20 protein-coding genes are annotated in these 20,305 nt (G+C 43.6%); all 20 read right to left on the bottom strand.

Translation table 11 applies throughout. The features are described from left to right. Positions 1–38: 38 nt before the first annotated feature. The 20 genes from J8Z24_RS06130 to fliH all read right to left on the bottom strand — a co-directional run bounded on the left by J8Z24_RS06130 (position 39) and on the right by fliH (position 20,303). Complete coding sequence (locus J8Z24_RS06130; protein ID WP_125252078.1) at positions 39–1,184, bottom strand: protein-glutamate methylesterase/protein-glutamine glutaminase; 1,146 nt, start codon at positions 1,182–1,184, stop codon at positions 39–41. A 72-nt stretch (positions 1,185–1,256) separates the two neighbouring features. After that, a complete protein-coding gene (locus tag J8Z24_RS06125) occupies positions 1,257–3,464 on the bottom strand; it encodes a chemotaxis protein CheA (RefSeq protein ID WP_176031867.1) in 2,208 nt (735 codons plus the stop codon). Positions 3,465–3,477: 13 nt separating this feature from the next. Continuing rightward, on the bottom strand, positions 3,478–4,251 hold the full coding sequence (locus tag J8Z24_RS06120; protein WP_128729879.1) for a protein phosphatase CheZ: 774 nt from the start codon (positions 4,249–4,251) through the stop codon (positions 3,478–3,480). Between the two features lie 19 nt (positions 4,252–4,270). Then, positions 4,271–4,654, bottom strand: a complete 384-nt coding sequence (cheY, locus tag J8Z24_RS06115; protein ID WP_125252000.1) for a chemotaxis response regulator CheY — start codon at positions 4,652–4,654, stop codon at positions 4,271–4,273. 42 nt (positions 4,655–4,696) lie between these two features. Further along, positions 4,697–5,431, bottom strand: coding sequence for an RNA polymerase sigma factor FliA (locus tag J8Z24_RS06110; RefSeq protein ID WP_128729878.1), 735 nt, complete (start codon positions 5,429–5,431; stop codon positions 4,697–4,699). 2 nt (positions 5,432–5,433) lie between these two features. Then, the gene (locus J8Z24_RS06105) at positions 5,434–6,294 is read right to left on the bottom strand and encodes a MinD/ParA family protein (RefSeq protein WP_125252002.1); all 861 of its coding nucleotides are present in this window, start codon (positions 6,292–6,294) and stop codon (positions 5,434–5,436) included. Beyond that, positions 6,287–7,762, bottom strand: coding sequence for a flagellar biosynthesis GTPase FlhF (gene flhF, locus J8Z24_RS06100; RefSeq protein WP_125252003.1), 1,476 nt, complete (start codon positions 7,760–7,762; stop codon positions 6,287–6,289). The genes J8Z24_RS06105 and flhF overlap by 8 nt, the downstream gene beginning before the upstream one ends. Before the next feature lie 19 nt (positions 7,763–7,781). Then, entirely contained in the window at positions 7,782–9,884 is a 2,103-nt protein-coding gene (gene flhA / locus J8Z24_RS06095; protein WP_128729877.1) for a flagellar biosynthesis protein FlhA, read from the bottom strand. Positions 9,885–9,956: 72 nt separating this feature from the next. Further along, positions 9,957–11,087: a flagellar biosynthesis protein FlhB gene (gene flhB, locus J8Z24_RS06090; protein ID WP_128729876.1), complete on the bottom strand. Its 1,131-nt coding sequence runs from the start codon at positions 11,085–11,087 to the stop codon at positions 9,957–9,959. Positions 11,088–11,102: 15 nt separating this feature from the next. Then, the gene (gene fliR, locus J8Z24_RS06085; RefSeq protein WP_125252006.1) at positions 11,103–11,882 is read right to left on the bottom strand and encodes a flagellar biosynthetic protein FliR; all 780 of its coding nucleotides are present in this window, start codon (positions 11,880–11,882) and stop codon (positions 11,103–11,105) included. Between the two features lie 2 nt (positions 11,883–11,884). Further along, positions 11,885–12,154 (bottom strand): flagellar biosynthesis protein FliQ, encoded by a 270-nt coding sequence (gene fliQ, locus J8Z24_RS06080; protein WP_125252007.1) that lies wholly within the window; start codon positions 12,152–12,154, stop codon positions 11,885–11,887. Between the two features lies 1 nt (position 12,155). Continuing rightward, the gene (gene fliP, locus J8Z24_RS06075; protein WP_125252008.1) at positions 12,156–12,893 is read right to left on the bottom strand and encodes a flagellar type III secretion system pore protein FliP; all 738 of its coding nucleotides are present in this window, start codon (positions 12,891–12,893) and stop codon (positions 12,156–12,158) included. Next, positions 12,886–13,323, bottom strand: coding sequence for a flagellar biosynthetic protein FliO (gene fliO / locus J8Z24_RS06070; protein ID WP_404824197.1), 438 nt, complete (start codon positions 13,321–13,323; stop codon positions 12,886–12,888). The genes fliP and fliO overlap by 8 nt, the downstream gene beginning before the upstream one ends. 17 nt (positions 13,324–13,340) lie before the next feature. Next, on the bottom strand, positions 13,341–13,739 hold the full coding sequence (fliN, locus tag J8Z24_RS06065) for a flagellar motor switch protein FliN (RefSeq protein ID WP_125252010.1): 399 nt from the start codon (positions 13,737–13,739) through the stop codon (positions 13,341–13,343). 67 nt (positions 13,740–13,806) lie between these two features. Next, positions 13,807–14,901, bottom strand: a complete 1,095-nt coding sequence (gene fliM, locus J8Z24_RS06060) for a flagellar motor switch protein FliM (RefSeq protein ID WP_128729874.1) — start codon at positions 14,899–14,901, stop codon at positions 13,807–13,809. Between the two features lie 10 nt (positions 14,902–14,911). Continuing rightward, entirely contained in the window at positions 14,912–15,436 is a 525-nt protein-coding gene (gene fliL / locus J8Z24_RS06055; protein WP_125252012.1) for a flagellar basal body-associated protein FliL, read from the bottom strand. 43 nt (positions 15,437–15,479) lie between these two features. Continuing rightward, entirely contained in the window at positions 15,480–17,507 is a 2,028-nt protein-coding gene (locus J8Z24_RS06050; protein ID WP_176031869.1) for a flagellar hook-length control protein FliK, read from the bottom strand. Between the two features lie 132 nt (positions 17,508–17,639). After that, positions 17,640–18,086: a flagellar export protein FliJ gene (fliJ, locus tag J8Z24_RS06045; RefSeq protein WP_125252014.1), complete on the bottom strand. Its 447-nt coding sequence runs from the start codon at positions 18,084–18,086 to the stop codon at positions 17,640–17,642. Then, positions 18,086–19,417, bottom strand: a complete 1,332-nt coding sequence (gene fliI / locus J8Z24_RS06040; protein ID WP_147390469.1) for a flagellar protein export ATPase FliI — start codon at positions 19,415–19,417, stop codon at positions 18,086–18,088. The genes fliJ and fliI overlap by 1 nt, the downstream gene beginning before the upstream one ends. Before the next feature lie 70 nt (positions 19,418–19,487). Beyond that, a complete protein-coding gene (fliH, locus tag J8Z24_RS06035) occupies positions 19,488–20,303 on the bottom strand; it encodes a flagellar assembly protein FliH (RefSeq protein ID WP_125252016.1) in 816 nt (271 codons plus the stop codon). Between the last annotated feature and the right edge of the window lie 2 nt (positions 20,304–20,305).

Below are 20,305 nucleotides of genomic sequence, written 5' to 3'. Positions count from 1 at the left end.
TAATTGCAAGCTTCGGCAACGTAACTTTGCCAGTGGGCTTATTGATTACCCGCTTCCTTGTTAATTCTCGACGCAAAGTCTTGTAACGCAATACTATCTGATGCTAGGCCCGCACTCGCAACCGCTTGCGGCATGCCATACACTACACAGGTAGCTTCATCTTGTGCCCAGATTGTAGCTCCTACCTGCTTTAACATCCTAGCGCCATCTCTACCATCAGCTCCCATACCAGTTAACACAACAGCTAATGCGTCACCACCATATGCTTTAGCGACACTTGCGAAGGTGATATCAACGCTAGGTTTGTAGGTTATTCTCGGACTATCATCTTCAAAAACCTTTAACGTTTTACTGCCACCTCGACTTTCAACCATCATTTGCTTTCCACCAGGAGCAAGATAGGCGACTCCAGGCATGAGTCTATCTCCATGCTCTGCTTCTTTCACTTTAATCTTACACAGGCTATGTAGCCTGGCTGCAAATGCAGGGGTAAATGCGGCTGGCATGTGTTGGATAAGCAGGATCGGATGAGGGAAGTTTGCAGGTATTTGCGTTAGAATTGTTTGCAGCGCAACAGGCCCCCCCGTTGAAGTGCCAATCGCTACTAAACTATATTTTTTCCCAGATGCTCTTGCGGCAGAGGCAGCCGGTGAAGAAGTGGTTGCCGATCTTTGAAAGCTTCTATCTGGCTGAGGCACTGCTGGTCTTAATGTCTCGTTTCGGACTGGCTTTGGCTCTATTGTTCGATTCGAAGTCGAAATACTTGGCCGTGTAAATCGGCTCACTCGACGTCGGCCAATCTCTTTCACTTTGTTCTGTAATGACTTTATCGCCTCTTCGCTGTTTCTAGCAATGTCTTCAAATTTTTTAGGCAAAAAGTCTACAGCACCCGCATCAAGCGCGTCTAACGTTGCACTGGCGCCTTCCCGCGTTAACGACGAAAACATCAGTATCGGGGTTGGCGTCGCTTGCATTATTTGCTTTACAGCGCTTATACCATCGAGTACTGGCATTTCTACGTCCATTGTAATCACGTCTGGACGCAACGAAGCGGCCTTTTCAACCGCCTCTTTACCATTAACTGCAAAGTCTATAACTTTGATTTCACTATCTTTTTCTAAGATTTCACTGACTCGGCGACGAAAGAAGCTCGAGTCATCAACAACTAATACTTTAACTGCCATTGGCAACGCTCTTTTATTTTGCTCTACAGCAGAGCAGTCAAACCGCTCTAGCATTTGACTACGCTTAAAAACTTAAGCGTAGTGTTTTAATAAGTTAGGTACATCTAGGATTAAAGCAATGCCACCATCAGAAGTGATAGTTGCCCCAGCCATACCTGGTGTACCTTGCAATAAGGCATCAAGGGGCTTTATCACCACCTCTTCCTGACCGATAAGGGAGTCAACAACAAAACCCACTTGTTTAGTCCCTATCTGAGCTATTACAACATGACCCTCTGCTTTTCTCATGCTTCGGTCTGCGCCCTTCACCAGCCAATGTTCGAGATAAAACAGTGGTATGGCTTTTTCACGAACAATGATAGTGAGCTGTCCATCAACTACATTGGTCTTTGTCAAATCAAGGTGGAAGATTTCGCTCACTCCCGCAAGCGGTAGTGCGAAAGTCTGCTCTCCAACCACAACCATTAAGGTAGGTAAAATGGCCAGTGTCAATGGAACCTTGATCTCTAATACAGTGCCAACTCCGAGTTCTGACTGTATATTAACAGAGCCATTAAGTTGGGTAATTTTAGTCTTTACGACATCCATACCGACGCCGCGGCCTGAAATATCAGATATCTGTTCTTTTGTTGAAAAGCCAGGGGCAAATATTAGATTGTACGCTTCGGTATCCGACAATCTGCTTGCTTGGTCTGAATCGATCACGCCTTTATTAATAGCAATTTTCTTCAACTTTTCAGGATCCATACCTGCACCATCGTCACGAATGGTCAGTAGAATATGATCCCCTTCTTGAGAAGCTGAAAGTGTCACGGTTCCCATTCTTGGCTTACCAGACGCTTCTCGAACATCTGGCATCTCAATTCCGTGGTCAACAGAATTTCGTACCAAGTGAACCAACGGATCCGCAAGCGCTTCAACTAAGTTTTTATCTAAATCAGTTTCTTCACCTTGTAAAACAAGATTGATTTCCTTTTTTAAGCTTCGAGCAAGGTCTCTTACAACCCGAGGAAAGCGACCGAACACTTTCTTGATGGGTTGCATTCGAGTTTTCATTACAGCACCTTGCAAGTCAGCTGTCACCACATCAAGGTTTGATATGGCTTTACCCATACTCTCACTATTTGTGTTATTCGCCAGACTGACCAAACGGTTGCGTACCAATACCAACTCACCGACCATATTCATGATTTCATCAAGACGTTTTGTGTCGACACGTACTGTTGTTTCTGCTTGTGCAGCTGGCTTTTTAGCTGCAGGAGCTGCGGCCTTTGCAGGCTCTGCTTCTTTTTGAGGCGCAGGTTTTGCTTCGGCTTTAGGAGCTGGTTTAGCCGCTGGCTTAGCCGCCGGTTTTGAAGCTGCTTTCGCTTCAGGCTGTTTGGGTGGTGGCGTTGGAGCTTGCGTTACCGCTTCTTCAGTTGCTTTTGGCGCACTGCCTTTTCCATGTAACTCGTCTAATAAGGCTTCAAACTCGTCATCTGTGATTTCCTCATCGTCTCCACCGTTGGCATTTGCTTGCTCACTGACTTGCGCTGGTGCTTGAGCTTCTTTAGGAACAGGGTCTTCACTGTTTGGTGCCCCGCCAAATTTGCCGACACCGTGTAACTCATCTAATAGATTGTCAAATTCGTCATCAGTAATGTCGCCATCATCACTGCTTGGTGGTGCACTTTCCGGGCTTTCTGTACTGGTCGGAGCGGGACCATTTCCTGAACCATGTAACTCATCAAGTAAATTTTCGAATTCTTCTTCAGTTATCTCATCAATACTAGAACTGGCGTCGCCATCAGTATCGACGTCAAATAAAATATCATCTGCACTAACTTCAGGTACTGGTTCAGTTTCTGCAACAGGTGCTGAAGCGACTTCTTCAACTACCTCGTCCTCAGATGCTGGTTGACTGAGTTTGTGAAGTGTTTCAAGCAACGCAGGATCAGCAGCTTCAGGCTCTTCACGATTTTGGATACAAGCAAACATCTCATTGATTGTATCCAAAGACTGTAAGATAACATCCATCAATTCGGAAGTTACTTTTCGTTGCCCCTGTCGTAACACATCGAATACGTTTTCCGCACCATGACAAGCGTCTACCAGCTCCGTCATGCCCAAGAATCCAGCTCCACCTTTAACAGTATGGAAGCCACGGAAAATCGCATTAAGAAGTTCTTTATCTTCAGGGTTGTTTTCTAGCTCAACAAGCTGCTCAGATAAAAGCTCTAATATTTCGCCTGCTTCAACAAGAAAGTCCTGCAAGATATCTTCATCGACTTCAAAGCTCATACACACTCTCCAACTAGAAGCCTAAACTAGATAGCAAGTCATCGACTTCGTCTTGACCAGAAACCACGTCGTCTCGTGATTCAGCGTCAATAATTGGACCTTCAGGCCCAGACAATTCATCACTGATAGTCTCTGTTGTTTTTATTTCATTTTCATTCGATTTAGTACCGGCCTGTGTTTCGTCTGCTGAACCAAACACAGTAAGGAGATGAATGAGACTATCTTCTACTTCTCGAACTAATTCAATGACACGGCGGATGACCTGACCAGTTAAGTCTTGATAATCTTGTGCCATGAGCACGTTTGTCATCAAACCTTGTAACTCGTCCGTACGTGTTTTCGAAGTCTGCATAAAGCTATCTAGGTCGTGACACAGAGATTTGAATTCTCCGAGCTGAATATCTCTACTCATTAAACGATCCCAAGTTGGCTTTATTTGTGCTAGTTCGTCGGCAAGGTTTTGTGCCAACGGTAAGCTCTCTTCGACAGCGTCCATCGTTTTGTTTGCAGCGCTCTCCGTCATTTCCATGACGTAGTTGAGGCGCTGTTTAGCGTCAGGAATGGCCTCCGTTGTGAGGTCTGCAAGGCGAGTATCCAGCTCAAAGTTTTTCAATGACTCATGTAACTGACGAGTAAGCTTGCCAACCTCTGCAAATAACTCGGATTGCTCTTTGTTAGCAGCCTCTAAAATCAGCTGATCCGCTTTTTCTTGTTCACCTTGCTCTAATAGCTCTACAAGTTGTTTAGCTTGCTCGAGTGTAATTTGAGGCGCAGCGTTTACAGACATAGGCCATTTCCCCTTGCTGTTAGCCTAAGCGCTCAAATACTTTTTCAAGCTTGGTTTTAAGTGTACCTGCCGTAAATGGTTTCACGATATAACCATTAACCCCAGCCTGTGCTGCAGCAACGATCTGCTCTTTTTTTGCTTCCGCGGTTACCATAAGCACAGGAATATGTTTCAACTTTGCATCAGCTCGTATTGCTCGCAATAAATCGATCCCTTGCATTCCTGGCATATTCCAATCAGTTACTACAAAGTCAAACTCCTGATTTTGTAGCATCGGAAGTGCTGTACTACCATCATCAGCTTCTTGAACATTTGTAAAGCCTAAATCTCTTAATAGGTTTTTGATTATTCTTCTCATAGTAGAGAAATCATCAACCACGAGAATCTTCATGTTCTTATCCAAAACTTCCTCCAGTGAGGTTCGAACCCAACTATTTTATGTACTCTAATTTATCCAGTCATTGATTTTAGCTTTTAGCTTTATCATTGCCTGACCGTGAATTTGACTTACTCGAGATTCACTGACATCTAAAATGGCGCCAATCTCTTTTAAATTCATTTCATCGTTATAATAAAGCGACAAAACCATGGCATCTCTTTCTGGTAATGATTTTATCGCATTTACTAAAGACTCGTTAAAACGTTCATTTTTAACGTTATTAAACGGTTTGTCTAGCGCAAAATCGCTATTTGCAGGGGTAATCACATCTTCGTCTACCCCAAGATCCTCAATGCCTATTACTTTGCTTGCATTTACATCATGTAAAATATGATGGTACTCATCTAGAGATATATCAAGTTTTTCAGCGATTTCAGTGTCTTTTGGTTCTCGACCAAGGAGAGATTCGAGCTCAGATATAGTCTCTGCAACCATTCGGCTATTTTTGTGGACAGATCGGGGAGCCCAATCTCCACGACGAATTTCATCAAGCATCGCACCTCGAATACGTATGCCCGCGAAAGTTTCAAAACTGGCACCTTTACTGGCGTCAAAGTTTTTTGTTGCCTCAATTAACCCTATCATTCCTGATTGGATCAAATCATCAAGTTGCACGCTTGCCGGAAGTCGAGCGATTAGGTGACACGCCACTTTTTTGACAAGTGGAGCATGCCTTTCAACCACCTTATGAATATGGTCAGAAGTTTGATATCCCGCAGCTCTGTTGACCGGAGAAGCCATAATCACCCGTTTACAAGTTGTTCAATAAAAAATTCTAAATGACCAGAAGGCTGATGAGGAATTGGCCACTTAGCCGCTCTCGTAGCTAAGCCTTTAATAGCAACAGCTGCAGGAGAGCTTGGAAATAAATCAACGATAGCCCTTTGTCGACGTGATGACTTACGCATATTTTCATCAAACGGTACTGTCGCGACAAGCTCTAGAGCAACGTCAAGAAAACGATCGGTCACTTTTGATAGTTTAGCAAAAAGTTCCTGACCTTCACGCATGCTACGAACCATATTGGCCACTATTTTAAAGCGGTAAACTCCATGTTCTCGACTTAATACTTTAATTAATGCGTAGGCATCTGTAATGGATGTCGGTTCATCACACACTACCACGAGTACGTCTTGAGCGGCACGAGAAAAACTCAACACCATATCCGAAATTCCGGCTGCAGTGTCAACAATTAACACATCAAATTGTGTATTTAGTTCACTAAAAGCTCTTATTAACCCAGCATGCTCTGCTGGAGTGAGCTCAACCATATTCTGAGACCCTGACGTAGCTGGTACAATTTTTATACCTGCAGGCCCTTCAACTAGAATTTCATCTAGTTCACACTCTCCTGATAAGACATGTGATAAATTCTTTTCGACTCTTAGACCTAGCATCACATCACAGTTTGCCAAGCCTAAGTCCGCATCTAAAACAAGAACACGCTGTCCTTGCTGACCCATAGCAATAGCGGTATTGAGCGAAACATTGGTTTTTCCCACTCCCCCTTTTCCGCCGGTCACGGCTATGACTTTTACACCCTGGTTGCTACTTTGACTCATTCTACGCAGGCCACTTGCTTGATCTAAAACTGTGTTAATCATACATTCCTACTGACTCTGACGCTACAGGTACACGTCGAGAGTGCTGTGCTTTTATTCTTTTTAAATACAGTTGCTCAGCCTTTTTTACTAGCTTTTGAGCATTTGCTACACGAATGTCCTCTGGCACTCGCTGACCGTTGGTAAGATACCCTATTGGCAAGCGATTTTGAATCGCTATGCTAATAATCTCACCTAAACTTAGACTTTCATCAAGTTTTGTGAAAATACAGCCACTTAAATTTACTTTTTGGAAGTGTCTTACCGTTTCTTGCAACACGTTCATTTGTGATGTCGCACTTAACACTAAATAACTTCTAATATCAACTCTTGCGCTACGCATAAGTGTATTTAACTGTTCAGTTAAGCGCAAATCTCTTTGACTCATTCCTGCCGTGTCTATTAATACTAGACGCTTATTACGTAAATGATAAAGCACTTCTGCAAGTTCATTTGCATCTTTTACTTGCTTAACTGGACAGCCGATGATTCTACCATAGGTTGCTAGTTGCTCGTAAGCGCCAATTCTGTAGGTATCCGTTGTAATAAGTGCAACTTTATCTGCACCGTATTTTTGCGCGCCCAATGCTGCAAGTTTTGCCACTGTCGTTGTCTTACCTACACCAGTCGGGCCGACCATTGCAAAAACGCCACCTTGACGCAAAATATCATTGTTGGTGGTGTGCATCTGATTTATGACCATATTTAAGAGTGCACTCCACGCCTCTTTTCTTGATACATCATCTGGAATGAAGCATGCCATTTGTTCAGCAACTTCTTTATCAATCCCCATCCCCTCCAGACGGTCTACAAGGCAAGCTCGTGTCGGATCGCGACGCGCCATTTCTTGTTTCATTAGCCCAGATACCTGATGCTCTAGCAGCTGGCGAATTGAGTTCATCTCTTCGCGCATTGCACTCATTTCATCTTTTTTGCTATGAACCTCAGTTAAATCATCACCAAAGCCATTATCGAGGTCATCAGATTCTCCCCACGGCTTCGATTGCTCTGTGGCTTCATCTTCAAAGTCAAAAGATTGACGATGAGTTTGTGGCGCTGACCTGTAAGTAGGCTTCGCCTCTGGTTGCATCTTGCGTTGGTTGCCTAGCATCTGTTCTGTGTCAATGCCTGACTGCGAGAACATAGAGGCAAGCTCTGGTGAGCGAGGACGTGGAGCTTGACGCTCCAAAAGCGCCTCTAAGCTGTCAGCTACCTGAGCTTGCTTAGCTGGTTGTGCTTGACGAGGCTCTGGTCGCACAAAACGCGTTTGTGTTTCTTTTGGTGCACTAGCTCGGCCAGTTGTAGGTTGTTGCACCGGTGCAGCTGTGCGGTCATTATCAATTGCAGCAACAATTTCAACACCATCAGCCAGCTTTTTGTTAGACATGATGACAGCATCTGCGCCAAGCTCTTCTTTAACTTCATTTAAAGCCGTACGCATATCTTTTGCAAAGAAACGTTTAATTTTCATGTTACAGCCCCTTTATCCTCTATTGTCCTACCGAGCTTACTATCTTGATTTGTCTCTCTTCAGGCACTTCTTGATACGACATCACTCGTAAACCTGGGATAGTGTGTTTAACAAACCTAGACAATACACTTCTTAACATACCTGAGGTTAATAAGATGGACGGCTCACCTAGCATTTCTTGGTTATGATGTGCTTCTTTTAATGACTCTTGAAGCCTCTCTGCCAAGCCAGGTTCTATGCCTGCCCCCTCATCACCTGCGTTCTGAAGTGACTGATGCAACATCTGTTCCAACTCAGGTGCCAATGTTATGACAGGGATTTCATCGTCTCCTCCAACAGCATCTTGTACGATTAGTCTACGTAGGGAAATTCGCACTGCAGCGGTTAGTACATCAGGGTCTTGACTGCGAGGGCCATACTCGACAAGTGTTTGCACAATTGAGCGCATATCGCGAATAGCAACGCCTTCATTAAGTAAATTTTGTAATACCTTAACCACCGTAGTCAACGGCAAGATATCGGGTACAAGGCCTTCAACTAAACGAGGGTGACTTTTAGCTAGCATGTCTAAAAGGTTTTGTACTTCTTCATGGCCAAGTAACAATGAAGCATTATTTGTAAGCAGCTGACTGATATGAGTGGCAACTACAGTTGCTGCATCAACAACTGTATAACCAAGAGAATGCGCCTCGTCCTTCTGATCCGGCTTAATCCATACCGCATCCAATCCAAATGCTGGGTCTTTGGTTTCTATGCCCTTAATTGGGCCAAATACTTGCCCTGGATTAATCGCCAATTCGTCACCATGCTTTAACTCACCAGTTCCAGAGCCTACTCCCATTAGAGTAATATTATAAGCATTAGGGTCTAATTCTAGGTTATCGCGAATATGTACTGGTGGTACTAAAAAGCCCAATTCTTGCGAGAGCTTCTTACGAACTCCTTTGATCCTACTTAATAACTCACCACCTTGTGCCTGATCGACTAGTGGGATGAGACGGTAACCAACTTCTAGACCTATTACATCGACAGGTTGAACATCGTCCCAGCCAAGCTCTTTTTGCTCTTGCTGCTGCCCACCTTTTGCCGAAGAGCCTTTCGCCGCTTGTTCTGCCTTTTCAATTTCGGCTTTTTTCTTCTGCTGGCTGGTGTAGTAAGCGATGTAACCCAACAAAGCCCCTAAACCCAAAAAAGCAACGTGAGGCATGCCTGGAACCAGACCCATCGTAATTAAAATACCAGAAGCAATCGATAGTGATTTTTCATTACCAAGCTGACTCTTAAACTGATCGCCCATGTTGTGCGATTCATTTTGACGAGTAACAACTATCGCGGTACCAATAGACAATAATAATGAAGGGATTTGTGCGACCAGTCCGTCCCCGATAGTTAGCATAGTATACACTTCCATCGCACGACCAAAGCTTAAGTCATGTTGGATCATGCCAACAAAAAGACCACCAATAATATTAATTGCTAAGATCACTATGCCAGCAATCGCATCACCTTTAACAAACTTACTGGCACCATCCATCGAGCCATAAAAGTCAGCTTCACGTGTCACTTCATCACGGCGAGTTCTTGCTTCGTCGGCAGAAATAAACCCTGCATTAAGGTCAGCATCAATCGCCATTTGTTTACCAGGCATTGCGTCAAGTGTAAAACGTGCGGATACTTCAGAAATACGGCCTGCACCTTTGGTAATAACGACAAAATTAATGATGATGAGAATAAGGAATACAACCAGACCAACGGCATAGTTACCACCAATAACCACACTACCAAATGCCTCAATTACTTTACCTGCGGCATCACCACCATTGTGCCCTTCAAGAAGTACCACTCGGGTACTTGCAACATTTAATGCTAAGCGCATTATTGTGGCTATCAATAGTACTGCTGGAAACATACCAAACTCTAATGGCTTCATGGTGTAAACCGTCACCAGGAGCACCACCAGCGCGAGTGCTATGTTAAAAGAAAATAAAATATCGAGTAAAAAAGGTGGTAAAGGTAAAATAACCATACCTAATGCAGCTAATACCAACAGAGGTGTCCCCACCCCCTTAGCGTATTCTTTTTTATCTCGATTGAGTTGCTGTAAAACTGCTTTAAATTCCATAACTTAACACATGCAAAAATTTGACACAGATAAATCGATGCAATATGTATTCCAGCTTGAAATCAAGATTAACTAGTGCTTAAGTTCATTAGGTATTGGTAGGTTTTTGCTTAAGGCAGTTGGCCGTTTGCCTTTGCCCTTTTGAAAACGGTTAAGTTGAAAAACGTAAGCTAGCACTTGAGCAACTGCTGTAAATAATTGCTCTGGAATTTGATCTCCGATCTCTGTTGTATGATAAAGAGAACGAGTCAACGCTGGAGATTCAACGATGGGTACATCTCGGCCAATTGCAATCTTTCTTATCTGCATCGCCAATTCATCAACCCCTTTTGCCAGAACAATAGGCGCTCCAGCCCGCTCAGTATCGTATTTTAGCGCGACAGAATAGTGAGTTGGGTTTGTTACTACAACATCTGCATCTGGCACATCCTGCATCATCCGCCGCTGCGACATTTCTCTTTGAGTACGGCGGATCCGGGCTTTTATTTGCGGATCACCTTCGGCGTTTTTATATTCATCTTTCACCTCTTGTAAGGTCATTTTTAGTTGTTTATGATGATTATAACTTTGGTAAGGGGCATCAATCGCGGAAATCACTATCATAGTGCAGCTCAGAGCTAAAAACATCCACGCGATAATCTCTAGCGCATGCTCAATACTTGAGGGGATCTGCTCTATACTTAAATGCAATATTTCATAAAAATATATTTTAATCAATAAGATAGCAAAGCCAGCAACGAGTACAAACTTTAGTATTGATTTTAACAACTCTATTGCAGCTTGAGGCCCTAGCATGCGCTTAATGCCTTTCATTGGTGACATTTTACTGGCTTTTGGTGCCGCAGCCTCCCATGAAAAGTTAAACCCACCAAGCAATGTATTTCCAACCACTCCAGCAATAGCGATAATAAAAACGAACATAGCCATAGGAAACAGTAATTCATCGGCAACATCTGCCCAAACCGCAAACATTTTTGTTGTATCGTACGTTTCATTGCGATTTAACGATAGCATTCTGCCCATTACATTGTAGAGCGCTTTGCCGATCCCTGGTCCATACAGTAACAATGCTATTGCAGAAAATAACAATACAAATGTCGTCCCGAGCTCTTTTGAGCGCGCCACTTGTCCTTTTTTTCTTGCCTCACTAATTTTTTTTGCTGTGGGCTCTTCGGTGCGCTCTTGACCTGAATCTTCTGCCATCTTTTACTTGCACCTCTATACCGTACAACCAATAAGGTTACACATTAGCTCTGTCATTTTTAGCCACTGAAATTCAAATTGTGCTAAAAAATTCCCTAAAGTAGCCCAAATAATTGTTAAACCGGCCACAAGTGTAAACGCAAAGCCGACTGAGAATATATTCATTTGCGGAGCTGCTCGGGTCATAATCCCAAACGAAATGTTGATAACCAGCATAGCGGTTAGCGGAGCCAAGGATAATGCAAGCGCAGTTGAAAACATCCACCCTCCCCAGTTGACAATAAGCCAAAAGTTATCAACTTTCCACCAATTACCAGCAATGGGGAAGCTCTCAAAGCTGTATACAACCATCTGGATCATCATGAGGTGTCCGTTGTAAACAAAAAACAGCAGTGTTGCTAAGATTAGATAAAACTGACTGACCGCAGGTACGCTTAATCCATTGGCGGGGTCGACAACTGACGCAAAACCAAGGCCCGTTTGCATCGCCAATATCTGGCCGGCAATAATGAAAGTATTTAATAATAATAGTGACCCAAATCCTATCGCAATACCTGTTATCATTTCCTGAATAACAACAAAAATCATAGAAAATGAAAATAAGTCGGTAAATTCCGATTTGGGTAAAGCGGGAACGACTGCAAATGTAATAACAACGGCAAGCGCAAACTTGATCCGCGCGGGAATACTTTGTGCTCCCAACCCTGCCATTACCATGATCATCGAGCTTATACGCACCAGCGGCAGCAAAAAGTCGCTCAACCACTGCATGATCACTGCAAAGGTAAACTCCATGATTAACCCGCTATTTCAGGGATTCGCATCACGAGTAGGTTAAAGTAGTCCATCAGGACTTGAGTTATCCAATGACCTCCAGCAATTAGTGCCATAATTGTGATAATAAGCCTTGGCAAAAAGCTGAGCGTTTGCTCATTGATTGACGTCGCCGCTTGAAACACCGCAACCACTAGTCCAATTAAAAGCCCAGGTATCACTATAGCAGACACTAACTTTATTACGATAAACAGCGCATCACTCAAAATATCAACGAAAACTTCTGGTTCCACGTTACACCCCCAGCCCGAAGCTTCGCGCGAGCGTACCCATCACCAAACCCCATCCATCTACCAATACAAATAACATAATTTTAAATGGCAAAGAGACAATCATAGGTGAAAGCATCATCATACCCATGGCCATTAATACACTCGCGACCACCAGGTCGACAATCAAAAATGGAATAAAGAACATAAAGCCAATAATAAAGGCAGTTTGTAGCTCAGAGGTAACAAAAGCGGGGATTATCACAATAAACGGGGTGTCTTCTGGACTATCTAATTTGTCATAGCCGGCGATTTTTGCAAATGTCTCTAAATCTTTTATCCGTGTTTGCGACAACATAAAGGCTTTCATTGGCTCTTTTGCCCGCTCTAACGCCTGTATAGATGTGATTTCTTCTTTAATATAAGGCTGAACGGCCTGATCATTAATTTGTGAGAAAATTGGCGCCATAATAAATAATGTCAAAAACAAGGTTAACCCTAGAAGGATTTGATTAGAAGGAGACTGTTGAAGACCAATGGCTTGTCTTAAAATTGCTAACACAACGATAATACGCGTAAAGGAAGTCATCATAATAACAGCCGCAGGAATAAAACTTAACGCTGTCATTATTGCTAATACTTGTAGCGTGACAGAATACTCCTGAGAGCCATCGGGGTTAGTCGTAACGTTTATCGCTTCGATGCCTTCGGCGCCAACAGTACCAGAGAAAATAAGTAAGCAGAGTATCAGCAATCTAATCATGATTTGTCTTATTGTTGTTATCTTCAGCGCGACCTTTTCCTACCAAGAATTTCTGTAACTCATTGGCAAAAGGCGTTCGATTAATATCATCAAGTGGTGTTTCTAATTGATAGAGATAATTGATATTGTTCGGCGTCACTCCAAGCAGGTGGTGTTTATTGTCCAGTTCAATAACTAACAACCTTTCCTTGGTGCCAAGCGAAACACTACGGATCACTTTGAAATCTTTTTGGTTGACCATATTTGGATTCAAGCGCTTTAAGATGAAAGCGAGCCCTAACACCAGTCCAATGACCAGTATTAGTGACAGTCCCATAGAAAGTAGCTCAGCACTTAACCCAGAGGCTGCTGACCCTACTGGCGTTACCGTCGCGACAGATGTTGGTGCCGCGCTAGCGGTTGTTGTAACCGCTAAGCTAAATAAACTCAAGTACCCACCTATTCGCATCAGCGTAGCTTTTTAATACGCTCAACTTGGCTTATTACGTCGGTTAAACGAATACCAAATTTATCATTCACAACCACAACCTCGCCATGTGCAATGAGCGTTCCGTTAACTAGTACATCTAGCGGCTCACCTGCGACACGATCCAGCTCCACAACAGAGCCTTGGTTTAGCTGTAAAAGGTTTCGTATGTTTATTTTTGAACGACCTACTTCCATTGAAATAGTGACTGGAATGTCTAGGATCGTGTCAAGTTTTCGTTTTTCATCTGACGATAAGGCAGTGCCAGAGTCTTTCAGCTCATCTAATTCAGCAACTTCTGGCTCGCCATCGTTGTCAGAGCCTTCTGCTTCAGCTAATGCTGCAGCCCATTCGTCCATAGTATCTTGATCATCGCTCATTGATTACTACCTGATTTAATTTATTTTTACCCACAACTGGCGTCTAATGATAACAATCACCTAGAGACTACCAATCTAAATCAACACCTTCTGATAGGTGCAAATCCTCTTCAAGCTCAGCAAGCTCTGCATCTGAGTCCAGCTTTTTACCACCTTTGGTAAATACATGAAGTTCAGACTTAACAGATTCTGGACGCTTAATTTTTTCACTGATCTGCAGTGCAACATTATCGCGAGACCGTCCCATTTTAGCTCTAAAGGTCGGTAACTCTTCAACAAATACCGTTACATGTTCAGGCATTTCAACTGGAATAACATCCCCTGCTTGTAACTTCATTATCTGCTCTAATGACAAATCTACTTCGAGCAATTGTGACGAAACTTCTACTTCCACGTCCATTATCTCATCGCGTAGTGCCTTACTCCAGCGCAAGTCTGTATCTTCGGTATCAGATTGTACACCAGCGTCAAGCAACTCTCGGATAGGTTCAAGCATCGAGTACGGGAGTGAAATGTGAAAATCGCCGCCACCGCCATCCAACTCAATATGAAATGAGCTGATAACGACAACTTCAGTCGGCGATACGATGTTCGCCATCGCGGGATTCACCTCCGAGTCTAAGTACTCAAAAGACACATCCATTACAGGTGCCCAAGCTTCTTTATAGTCTTCAAAGATGATTTTTAGTAGCATTTGAACGATACGTCGTTCTGTCGGCGTAAACTCCCGTCCCTCAATCTTGGCATGATAACGGCCATCTCCACCGAAGAAATTGTCTACCAAAATAAATACTAATCGTGCTTCCATAGTAATTAGGCCAGTCCCTTTTAATGGCCTGAACCTCACCATGTTTAGACTAGTTGGTACAAACAAGGTATGAATATACTCGCCAAACTTGAGCATCTGCACGCCGTTAATAGACACTTCAGCGGTACGTCGCATCATGTTAAAAAGGCTGATCCGCATGTGGCGTGCAAAACGTTCGTTAACGATCTCAAGTGTCGGCATGCGCCCACGCACAATCCTATCTTGAGATGAAAAGTCGTATTGTAAGGCGCCGGCACCATCACCATCTTCACCATCTGCGATTTCGTCTTCTTCGACTTCATCTACACCATGGAGTAGCGCATCAATTTCGTCTTGGGATAATAAGTCGCTCACAAATACTACCTTATTGCATTACAAAGCCGGTAAATAACACGCGCTCAATCACTTTACTACCTTCAACCCCTTCCATTGCTGCTTGCACTTTGTCAAGTGCAGTCAACCTTAGCGTTTCCTTGCCAGCACTGGTGCTTAACTCATCAGCGGTTGTCGTTGAGAACACACTAAGCAGTGTCCCCTCAATCAGTGGGATATGTTTTTTGGCAACTTCTTCGTTGACATCTCCACGCACCAATAGCTGCACTTTTATTTGCACAATCCTATCGCGGCTTGCCCCGGGTACATTGAAAACAAAAGGTCTTGGCATCGCGACATACAACGCACTACCAATTTGCGCTGAGTTGCCTTGCTCCGCTTTCACTTCACTTGCTGTTGTTTCTTCAGCGAGCGTTTCCTCTGGCGCATCTGAGCCTGAAAATAGGAAAAATCCGGCAACACCACCGAGCACTAAAACGGCAGCCGCAATAATAATAATCAGTTTCTTCTTCGAGCCACCTGTTTCTTCTATTTCTAAGTCAGTTTCTTCAGCCATAGCAAACCCTTATATTCTTTTGTAACTACAATAATAGCAGGTGTTAGGCATAGTAATCTATTGCAGAATCAGTATTTCTCTGCGGTGAAGCTTGTACATTTTGTGCTGTGTCATCACTACTACCATGTCCAGCTTGTCCACCAGCACTACCAGAATTTCCTTCAGCATCACCATCACTCTGCCCTTGTTGCTGATGAGATATTTGGCTATCTCCTAACTCAATCCCTTGTTCTGCAAGCATTTCTCTTAACCTAGGCATGGACTGCTCCAGTAACTCTTTTGCCTGTTGATTTTGCACAACGATATTCACTTGAGCTTGCTCTGCATCACTTTTTATTCGTATCTGCATTGCCCCCAACTCAGGAGGATCAAGTCTGATTTCAGCCTCTTTATTGTTTAGGTTCAACATCATACCAACTCGCTGATGCAGCTCCTTGGCGGCATCTTGACGCGCAATGTTGATTGCCTGTTGAAGGTTAGCATCAGTTGCAGGTTTTGTCTGTGCTGTTGATTGGTTTGAAGACTGTGTTTGTTGAACTTGCTGCACTTCTTTTAAGGTTTGGTTTAAAGAGGAGTTATCCTGCTGTGGTGTTTGAACAGGGCTTGTTTCTTGTTTTAGTGCTGCTTGTGTAGTTGCGACGAAAGGCTGACGTTCAGATTTGAGCGCTTCCTTATTTGAATGCGCTTCAACTTGCGCTGAACGACTTAACTCTTTTTCTGCCAGTTTTTCGATAACTTGCTTATCGGTATTTTGTTTTTCTACGTTCTGTTTTTCAAGTACGCTGCTTTCAACATCTTGTAACTTTTGATTTTCACGATTTTGATCCACATTCTGTTTTACCGAGGTAGGGATATCTTTCCCCTCTTTAAGGGGCGTCGTTATTACTTTTTCCTTAGTAAGTTGTGTCTCGGAAATCACAATATCATTAACTGATGTTTTCCCCTCTGACGTCATATTCTCTGAGTTTAGCGACTGAACAAGAGGTTTGAGCTGTTCTAGCGTCGTTACGCCAGAGCGGTTTCCTAGGAGCTGTGCTATTGCTTTTTGAACACCTGGAGAAGCATCATAAACATCCAATTTACCATCAATTACCGCTTTTAATTGTTGTTGTTCTTGATGAGTTAACTTTGCAATTATCTGAACTTGTTGTTCACCACCTTTTGCTGCACTTTTCTTGGTATCTATAGCTATTGTAGCGTTCGATTCAGTAGCTGACTCTTTCAACTTCGCTTTACTCTGCTTTTCATCAGCAAGCAAGTCATCATTAGACGTGGTAGATTGAGTGCTTTGTACTTTTAAAACGGCTTCATCGGTACTATTTTTCAGTCCTATTGCCGCTTTACTCCCTAAGTCTGCATCATCAGCTTTATTGTTTTGTAACGCGCTCTCTACCCCTTTAGTCGCAATGGCAGTTGCTACAGTTGGCTTCTCAAGTTGATCTTCAGCATGTTTCTCAGGCTGGTTTTGCATTGGCAGCTTGTCCATACTTTGAGCTTTTGGATCTGTTCTTTGCTCTTTGCCAGTCGAAATGAGCGTACCATCTATGGCTGAAACAGGTTTAGTTTGCTCCTTTTGTCCCTGCACCTCTGTGTCTTCTGTCGATTTTGCACCAGAAATACCGTTAGACTCTTTCTCTAGCGCTTCTTTGACAGATTGCGCTACTAAACTTGGATGCTGCAATGAAGTATCTTGCTTCTTTGATGCACTGATTTGTGTGTACAAATCATTATCTGGTAAATCAGGTAACACTTCGCCTGACATCTCTGAAGGTATACTATCGCCTTGATACTGAGATAGCACAGCACCTTCTTCCCCCTTTTCTTTTACTGATGGTGTAACACTTTGTTCAGACTCAGCTAATTCCTTAGTGACACCAGCCCCCAAGTCTGATGAACCATCTGAATCGACTTGCTCTTGAGCAGACTTATCGCCTTGATGAGTTAGCTCAGCCATCAATACGCGAAACCCGGTTTCACCCTCTTGGCTATTAGCGTCCTGCTCTGAGGCTTTACCTTTAACCTCAACTTCTTGACTGCCTCGTTGCAGCATAGATGCAAGCATTACATTCATTATTAAGCTACCTCAAAAAGTGGCAATATACTGCCGTTGTAATTAACGCTAACACGCCTAAAAGCCGCATTATTAAGCATTCACTACATAAATTTGAAAACGTTTTAACTACTTTGCATATTTCGAGCCAACCTACCAAGAGCGTGCTCTTCGAACAAATTGGTTGGTGGCAAACTCATCCAGCATTCTTTGCTCTGCTTTGGCTAATTTTTGCTGCTGTGCCAACGCTTGTTTCTCTATTAGCTTTTCAATGGCTTTGGTTTTCGCTTGTTGCGCTAACCACAATTTACGGCGCTGCTCAACGACTTGTTTAGCGGTATTCACGGTTTTCGCCTGCTGATCTATCGCCTGTTCAATCTTATTAATAAAGTTATGATATTGATTGAAACCACCACTCGTTAAACCAACCTTTGCCTTATTGTGAAGCTGCATACTGTACTCCATCCGAAAATCGTTGAGCCCTGATAATCTTTGTTGGTTGGTAGTAAGATGTTGCTGTGCTTGCACAAAGTTTGCGCGCAAGTTATCTTCTTTGTCTTTTTCTAATTTCAGCAGCAGGTCTAATTTATTGTTTGCCATTATGCTTGTCCCAGAAGCTGCGCAAGGTTTTGTAGACACTCATCATAGTTGATAACGTCTTTCATTCCTTGCTGTAAGAAATTATTGACCGCAGGCATCATGTTTATCGCCTGATCTAACATTTGGTCACTACCTTTTTGGTAGGCACCAAGTGTGATCATATCTTTGTTCTGCTGATACATGGAGTAGACTTGCTTTAGCACTCTAGCTTGCTGCATATGCGCTTCAGATACAACTTGTGGCATAACACGGCTAATGGACTTTTCAATATCAATTGCTGGGTAATGCCCACTATCCGCAAGTTCTCTCGAAAGTACTATATGACCATCTAATATCGCACGAGCAGCATCCGCGATTGGGTCTTGCATATCATCGCCTTCACTCAATACCGTGAAAAATGCGGTAATTGAGCCTTGTCCTTCACCGCCATTACCCGCTCGCTCAACCAATGCGGGTAGTTTTGCAAACACCGAGGGGGGGTAACCCTTTGTGGCTGGCGGCTCACCTACCGCGAGTGCAATTTCTCGCTGCGCCATGGCATAACGCGTTACAGAGTCTAATAGTAGTAAGACATTTAGGCCTTGATCGCGAAAATACTCAGCGATTGTCACTGCGCTTTCACAGCCTTTAAGGCGCATTAAAGGTGAAGCATCCGCCGGTGCGGCAACCACCACAGAACGTCGCCGCCCCTCTACGCCAAGTATTTCATCAATAAACTCTTTAACTTCCCGCCCACGTTCTCCGACAAGGCCAACAACGATAACATCAGCTTCACTGCCTCGGGTCATCATGCCAAGCAATACTGACTTACCTACACCACTACCTGCAAACAAACCCATACGTTGACCTTGCCCAACAGTAACAATAGAATTTATGGCTCGTACCCCTACGTCCATTGGGGAGTCGATCGGTCTTCTAGCTAGTGGGTTTATCGGCGCTGCTGCAAATTTCAAGTGCTGCTGGGCATCTATGGCACCGAGGCCATCAAGAGGGCGGCCTAAGCCATCAACAACACGGCCAAGTAGCTCCATACCGACAGGCAGTCCTGAATCTTTCACTTTGGGAATAACGCGGGCACCAGGAAGCACGCCAGTAATATGATCGTTAGGCATCAAATAAAGCGTCTCTTGATTAAAGCCTATCACTTCAGCGTCAATGAAACCGCCAAGCGTTTCAATTTTGCACTGACTGCCAATAGGTGCATTCAGTCCTCTTGCTTCCAGCGTTAACCCAACCACTCGAGTCAGGCTACCTGCAACGGCCACGCCATAAGGCTTTACAAACTTTTTGTATTTACTGATCCGCTCGCTCAAAGCAGCTGATGTAGACATTTCGTAGTTACCTATTTAGATGCTTCCCTCAAATGCTTGCGAACAACAGGCAATGAGGGCAAGTTCTTATTTACGGATTTATACCACTGTCTAGCAAAAATGATTCCAATACTTCACTGATGCGGTTTTTCAGTGTCATATCAATTGAAGATTGTGGTGTTTTGACCTCACATCCCCCTCTATCTAGAGTTGGTTCAGGGATCAGCTGCCAATGCTGTGATTCGATGTGTTCCGCACCATACATAGATTGTACTAACTCGAGATCTTCTGGATGCAGATGTATTCGCACCGTTTGCTCTTTAACTGGTAGCGCATCCATTGCTTTTTTCAATGCGTTCAAAATAAGCTCAGGGCTGGTTTTCAGTTCTTTAAAAATGACTTGCTCTGCCAATAAATTGACAAGATATACCAGTTGCTTTTCACACTCATCATCAACACGTGTAAGTGGCGATTGCATCTCGTCTAATAAGCTTGAAAGTGCTTTCATGCGTTCTTCGATAATTGGTTGTGCTTCTTCGATGCCCTTCTCTTTCCCTATCTCAACGCCTTCTTTATAGCCAGCTTCTTTACCTTCTGATACGCCTTTTTCAAAGCCCTCAATATAACCTTGCTCATGACCTTGTTTGATACCTTCGTCATAAGCATCTTGGCGAATTTGTTCAAGCTCTTCGAGTGTTAGCGTCGGAAATTCAGGCTCTTGTGGCTCAGGCTCTTCGTGAACCTGTTTCTTACTGTAGAGCTCCTCCAACGGCGTGCCAAACGCAGTCGATCGCCCTCTAAATTTCTCTGGTTTATCAGACACATCTGGTATTGGCCAGTTTTCTAGCAATTCATCTAATGCTTCGGTACTGACAGGGCGACCTTTATACAGCTTTTTATCGACCATGG

This window comes from Pseudoalteromonas sp. SCSIO 43201, assembly GCF_023716725.1.
Classification (GTDB): domain Bacteria; phylum Pseudomonadota; class Gammaproteobacteria; order Enterobacterales; family Alteromonadaceae; genus Pseudoalteromonas; species Pseudoalteromonas peptidolytica.
Note: the sequence above shows the minus strand (reverse complement) of the source record. Positions and strands in the feature narration are given on the sequence as shown.

Bases quoted from the DNA above. Each gene is read 5' to 3' on its own strand.
- J8Z24_RS06130 (WP_125252078.1), bottom strand. From the start codon at position 1,184: ATGGCAGTTAAAGTATTAGTTGTTGATGACTCGAGCTTCTTTCGTCGC.
- J8Z24_RS06125 (WP_176031867.1), bottom strand. From the start codon at position 3,464: ATGAGCTTTGAAGTCGATGAAGATATCTTGCAGGACTTTCTTGTTGAA.
- J8Z24_RS06120 (WP_128729879.1), bottom strand. From the start codon at position 4,251: ATGTCTGTAAACGCTGCGCCTCAAATTACACTCGAGCAAGCTAAACAA.
- J8Z24_RS06110 (WP_128729878.1), bottom strand. From the start codon at position 5,431: ATGGCTTCTCCGGTCAACAGAGCTGCGGGATATCAAACTTCTGACCAT.
- J8Z24_RS06105 (WP_125252002.1), bottom strand. From the start codon at position 6,294: ATGATTAACACAGTTTTAGATCAAGCAAGTGGCCTGCGTAGAATGAGT.
- flhF (WP_125252003.1), bottom strand. From the start codon at position 7,762: ATGAAAATTAAACGTTTCTTTGCAAAAGATATGCGTACGGCTTTAAAT.
- flhA (WP_128729877.1), bottom strand. From the start codon at position 9,884: ATGGAATTTAAAGCAGTTTTACAGCAACTCAATCGAGATAAAAAAGAA.
- flhB (WP_128729876.1), bottom strand. From the start codon at position 11,087: ATGGCAGAAGATTCAGGTCAAGAGCGCACCGAAGAGCCCACAGCAAAA.
- fliR (WP_125252006.1), bottom strand. From the start codon at position 11,882: ATGGAGTTTACCTTTGCAGTGATCATGCAGTGGTTGAGCGACTTTTTG.
- fliP (WP_125252008.1), bottom strand. From the start codon at position 12,893: ATGATTAGATTGCTGATACTCTGCTTACTTATTTTCTCTGGTACTGTT.
- fliN (WP_125252010.1), bottom strand. From the start codon at position 13,739: ATGAGCGATGATCAAGATACTATGGACGAATGGGCTGCAGCATTAGCT.
- fliL (WP_125252012.1), bottom strand. From the start codon at position 15,436: ATGGCTGAAGAAACTGACTTAGAAATAGAAGAAACAGGTGGCTCGAAG.
- J8Z24_RS06050 (WP_176031869.1), bottom strand. From the start codon at position 17,507: ATGAATGTAATGCTTGCATCTATGCTGCAACGAGGCAGTCAAGAAGTT.
- fliJ (WP_125252014.1), bottom strand. From the start codon at position 18,086: ATGGCAAACAATAAATTAGACCTGCTGCTGAAATTAGAAAAAGACAAA.
- fliI (WP_147390469.1), bottom strand. From the start codon at position 19,417: ATGTCTACATCAGCTGCTTTGAGCGAGCGGATCAGTAAATACAAAAAG.
- fliH (WP_125252016.1), bottom strand. From the start codon at position 20,303: ATGGTCGATAAAAAGCTGTATAAAGGTCGCCCTGTCAGTACCGAAGCA.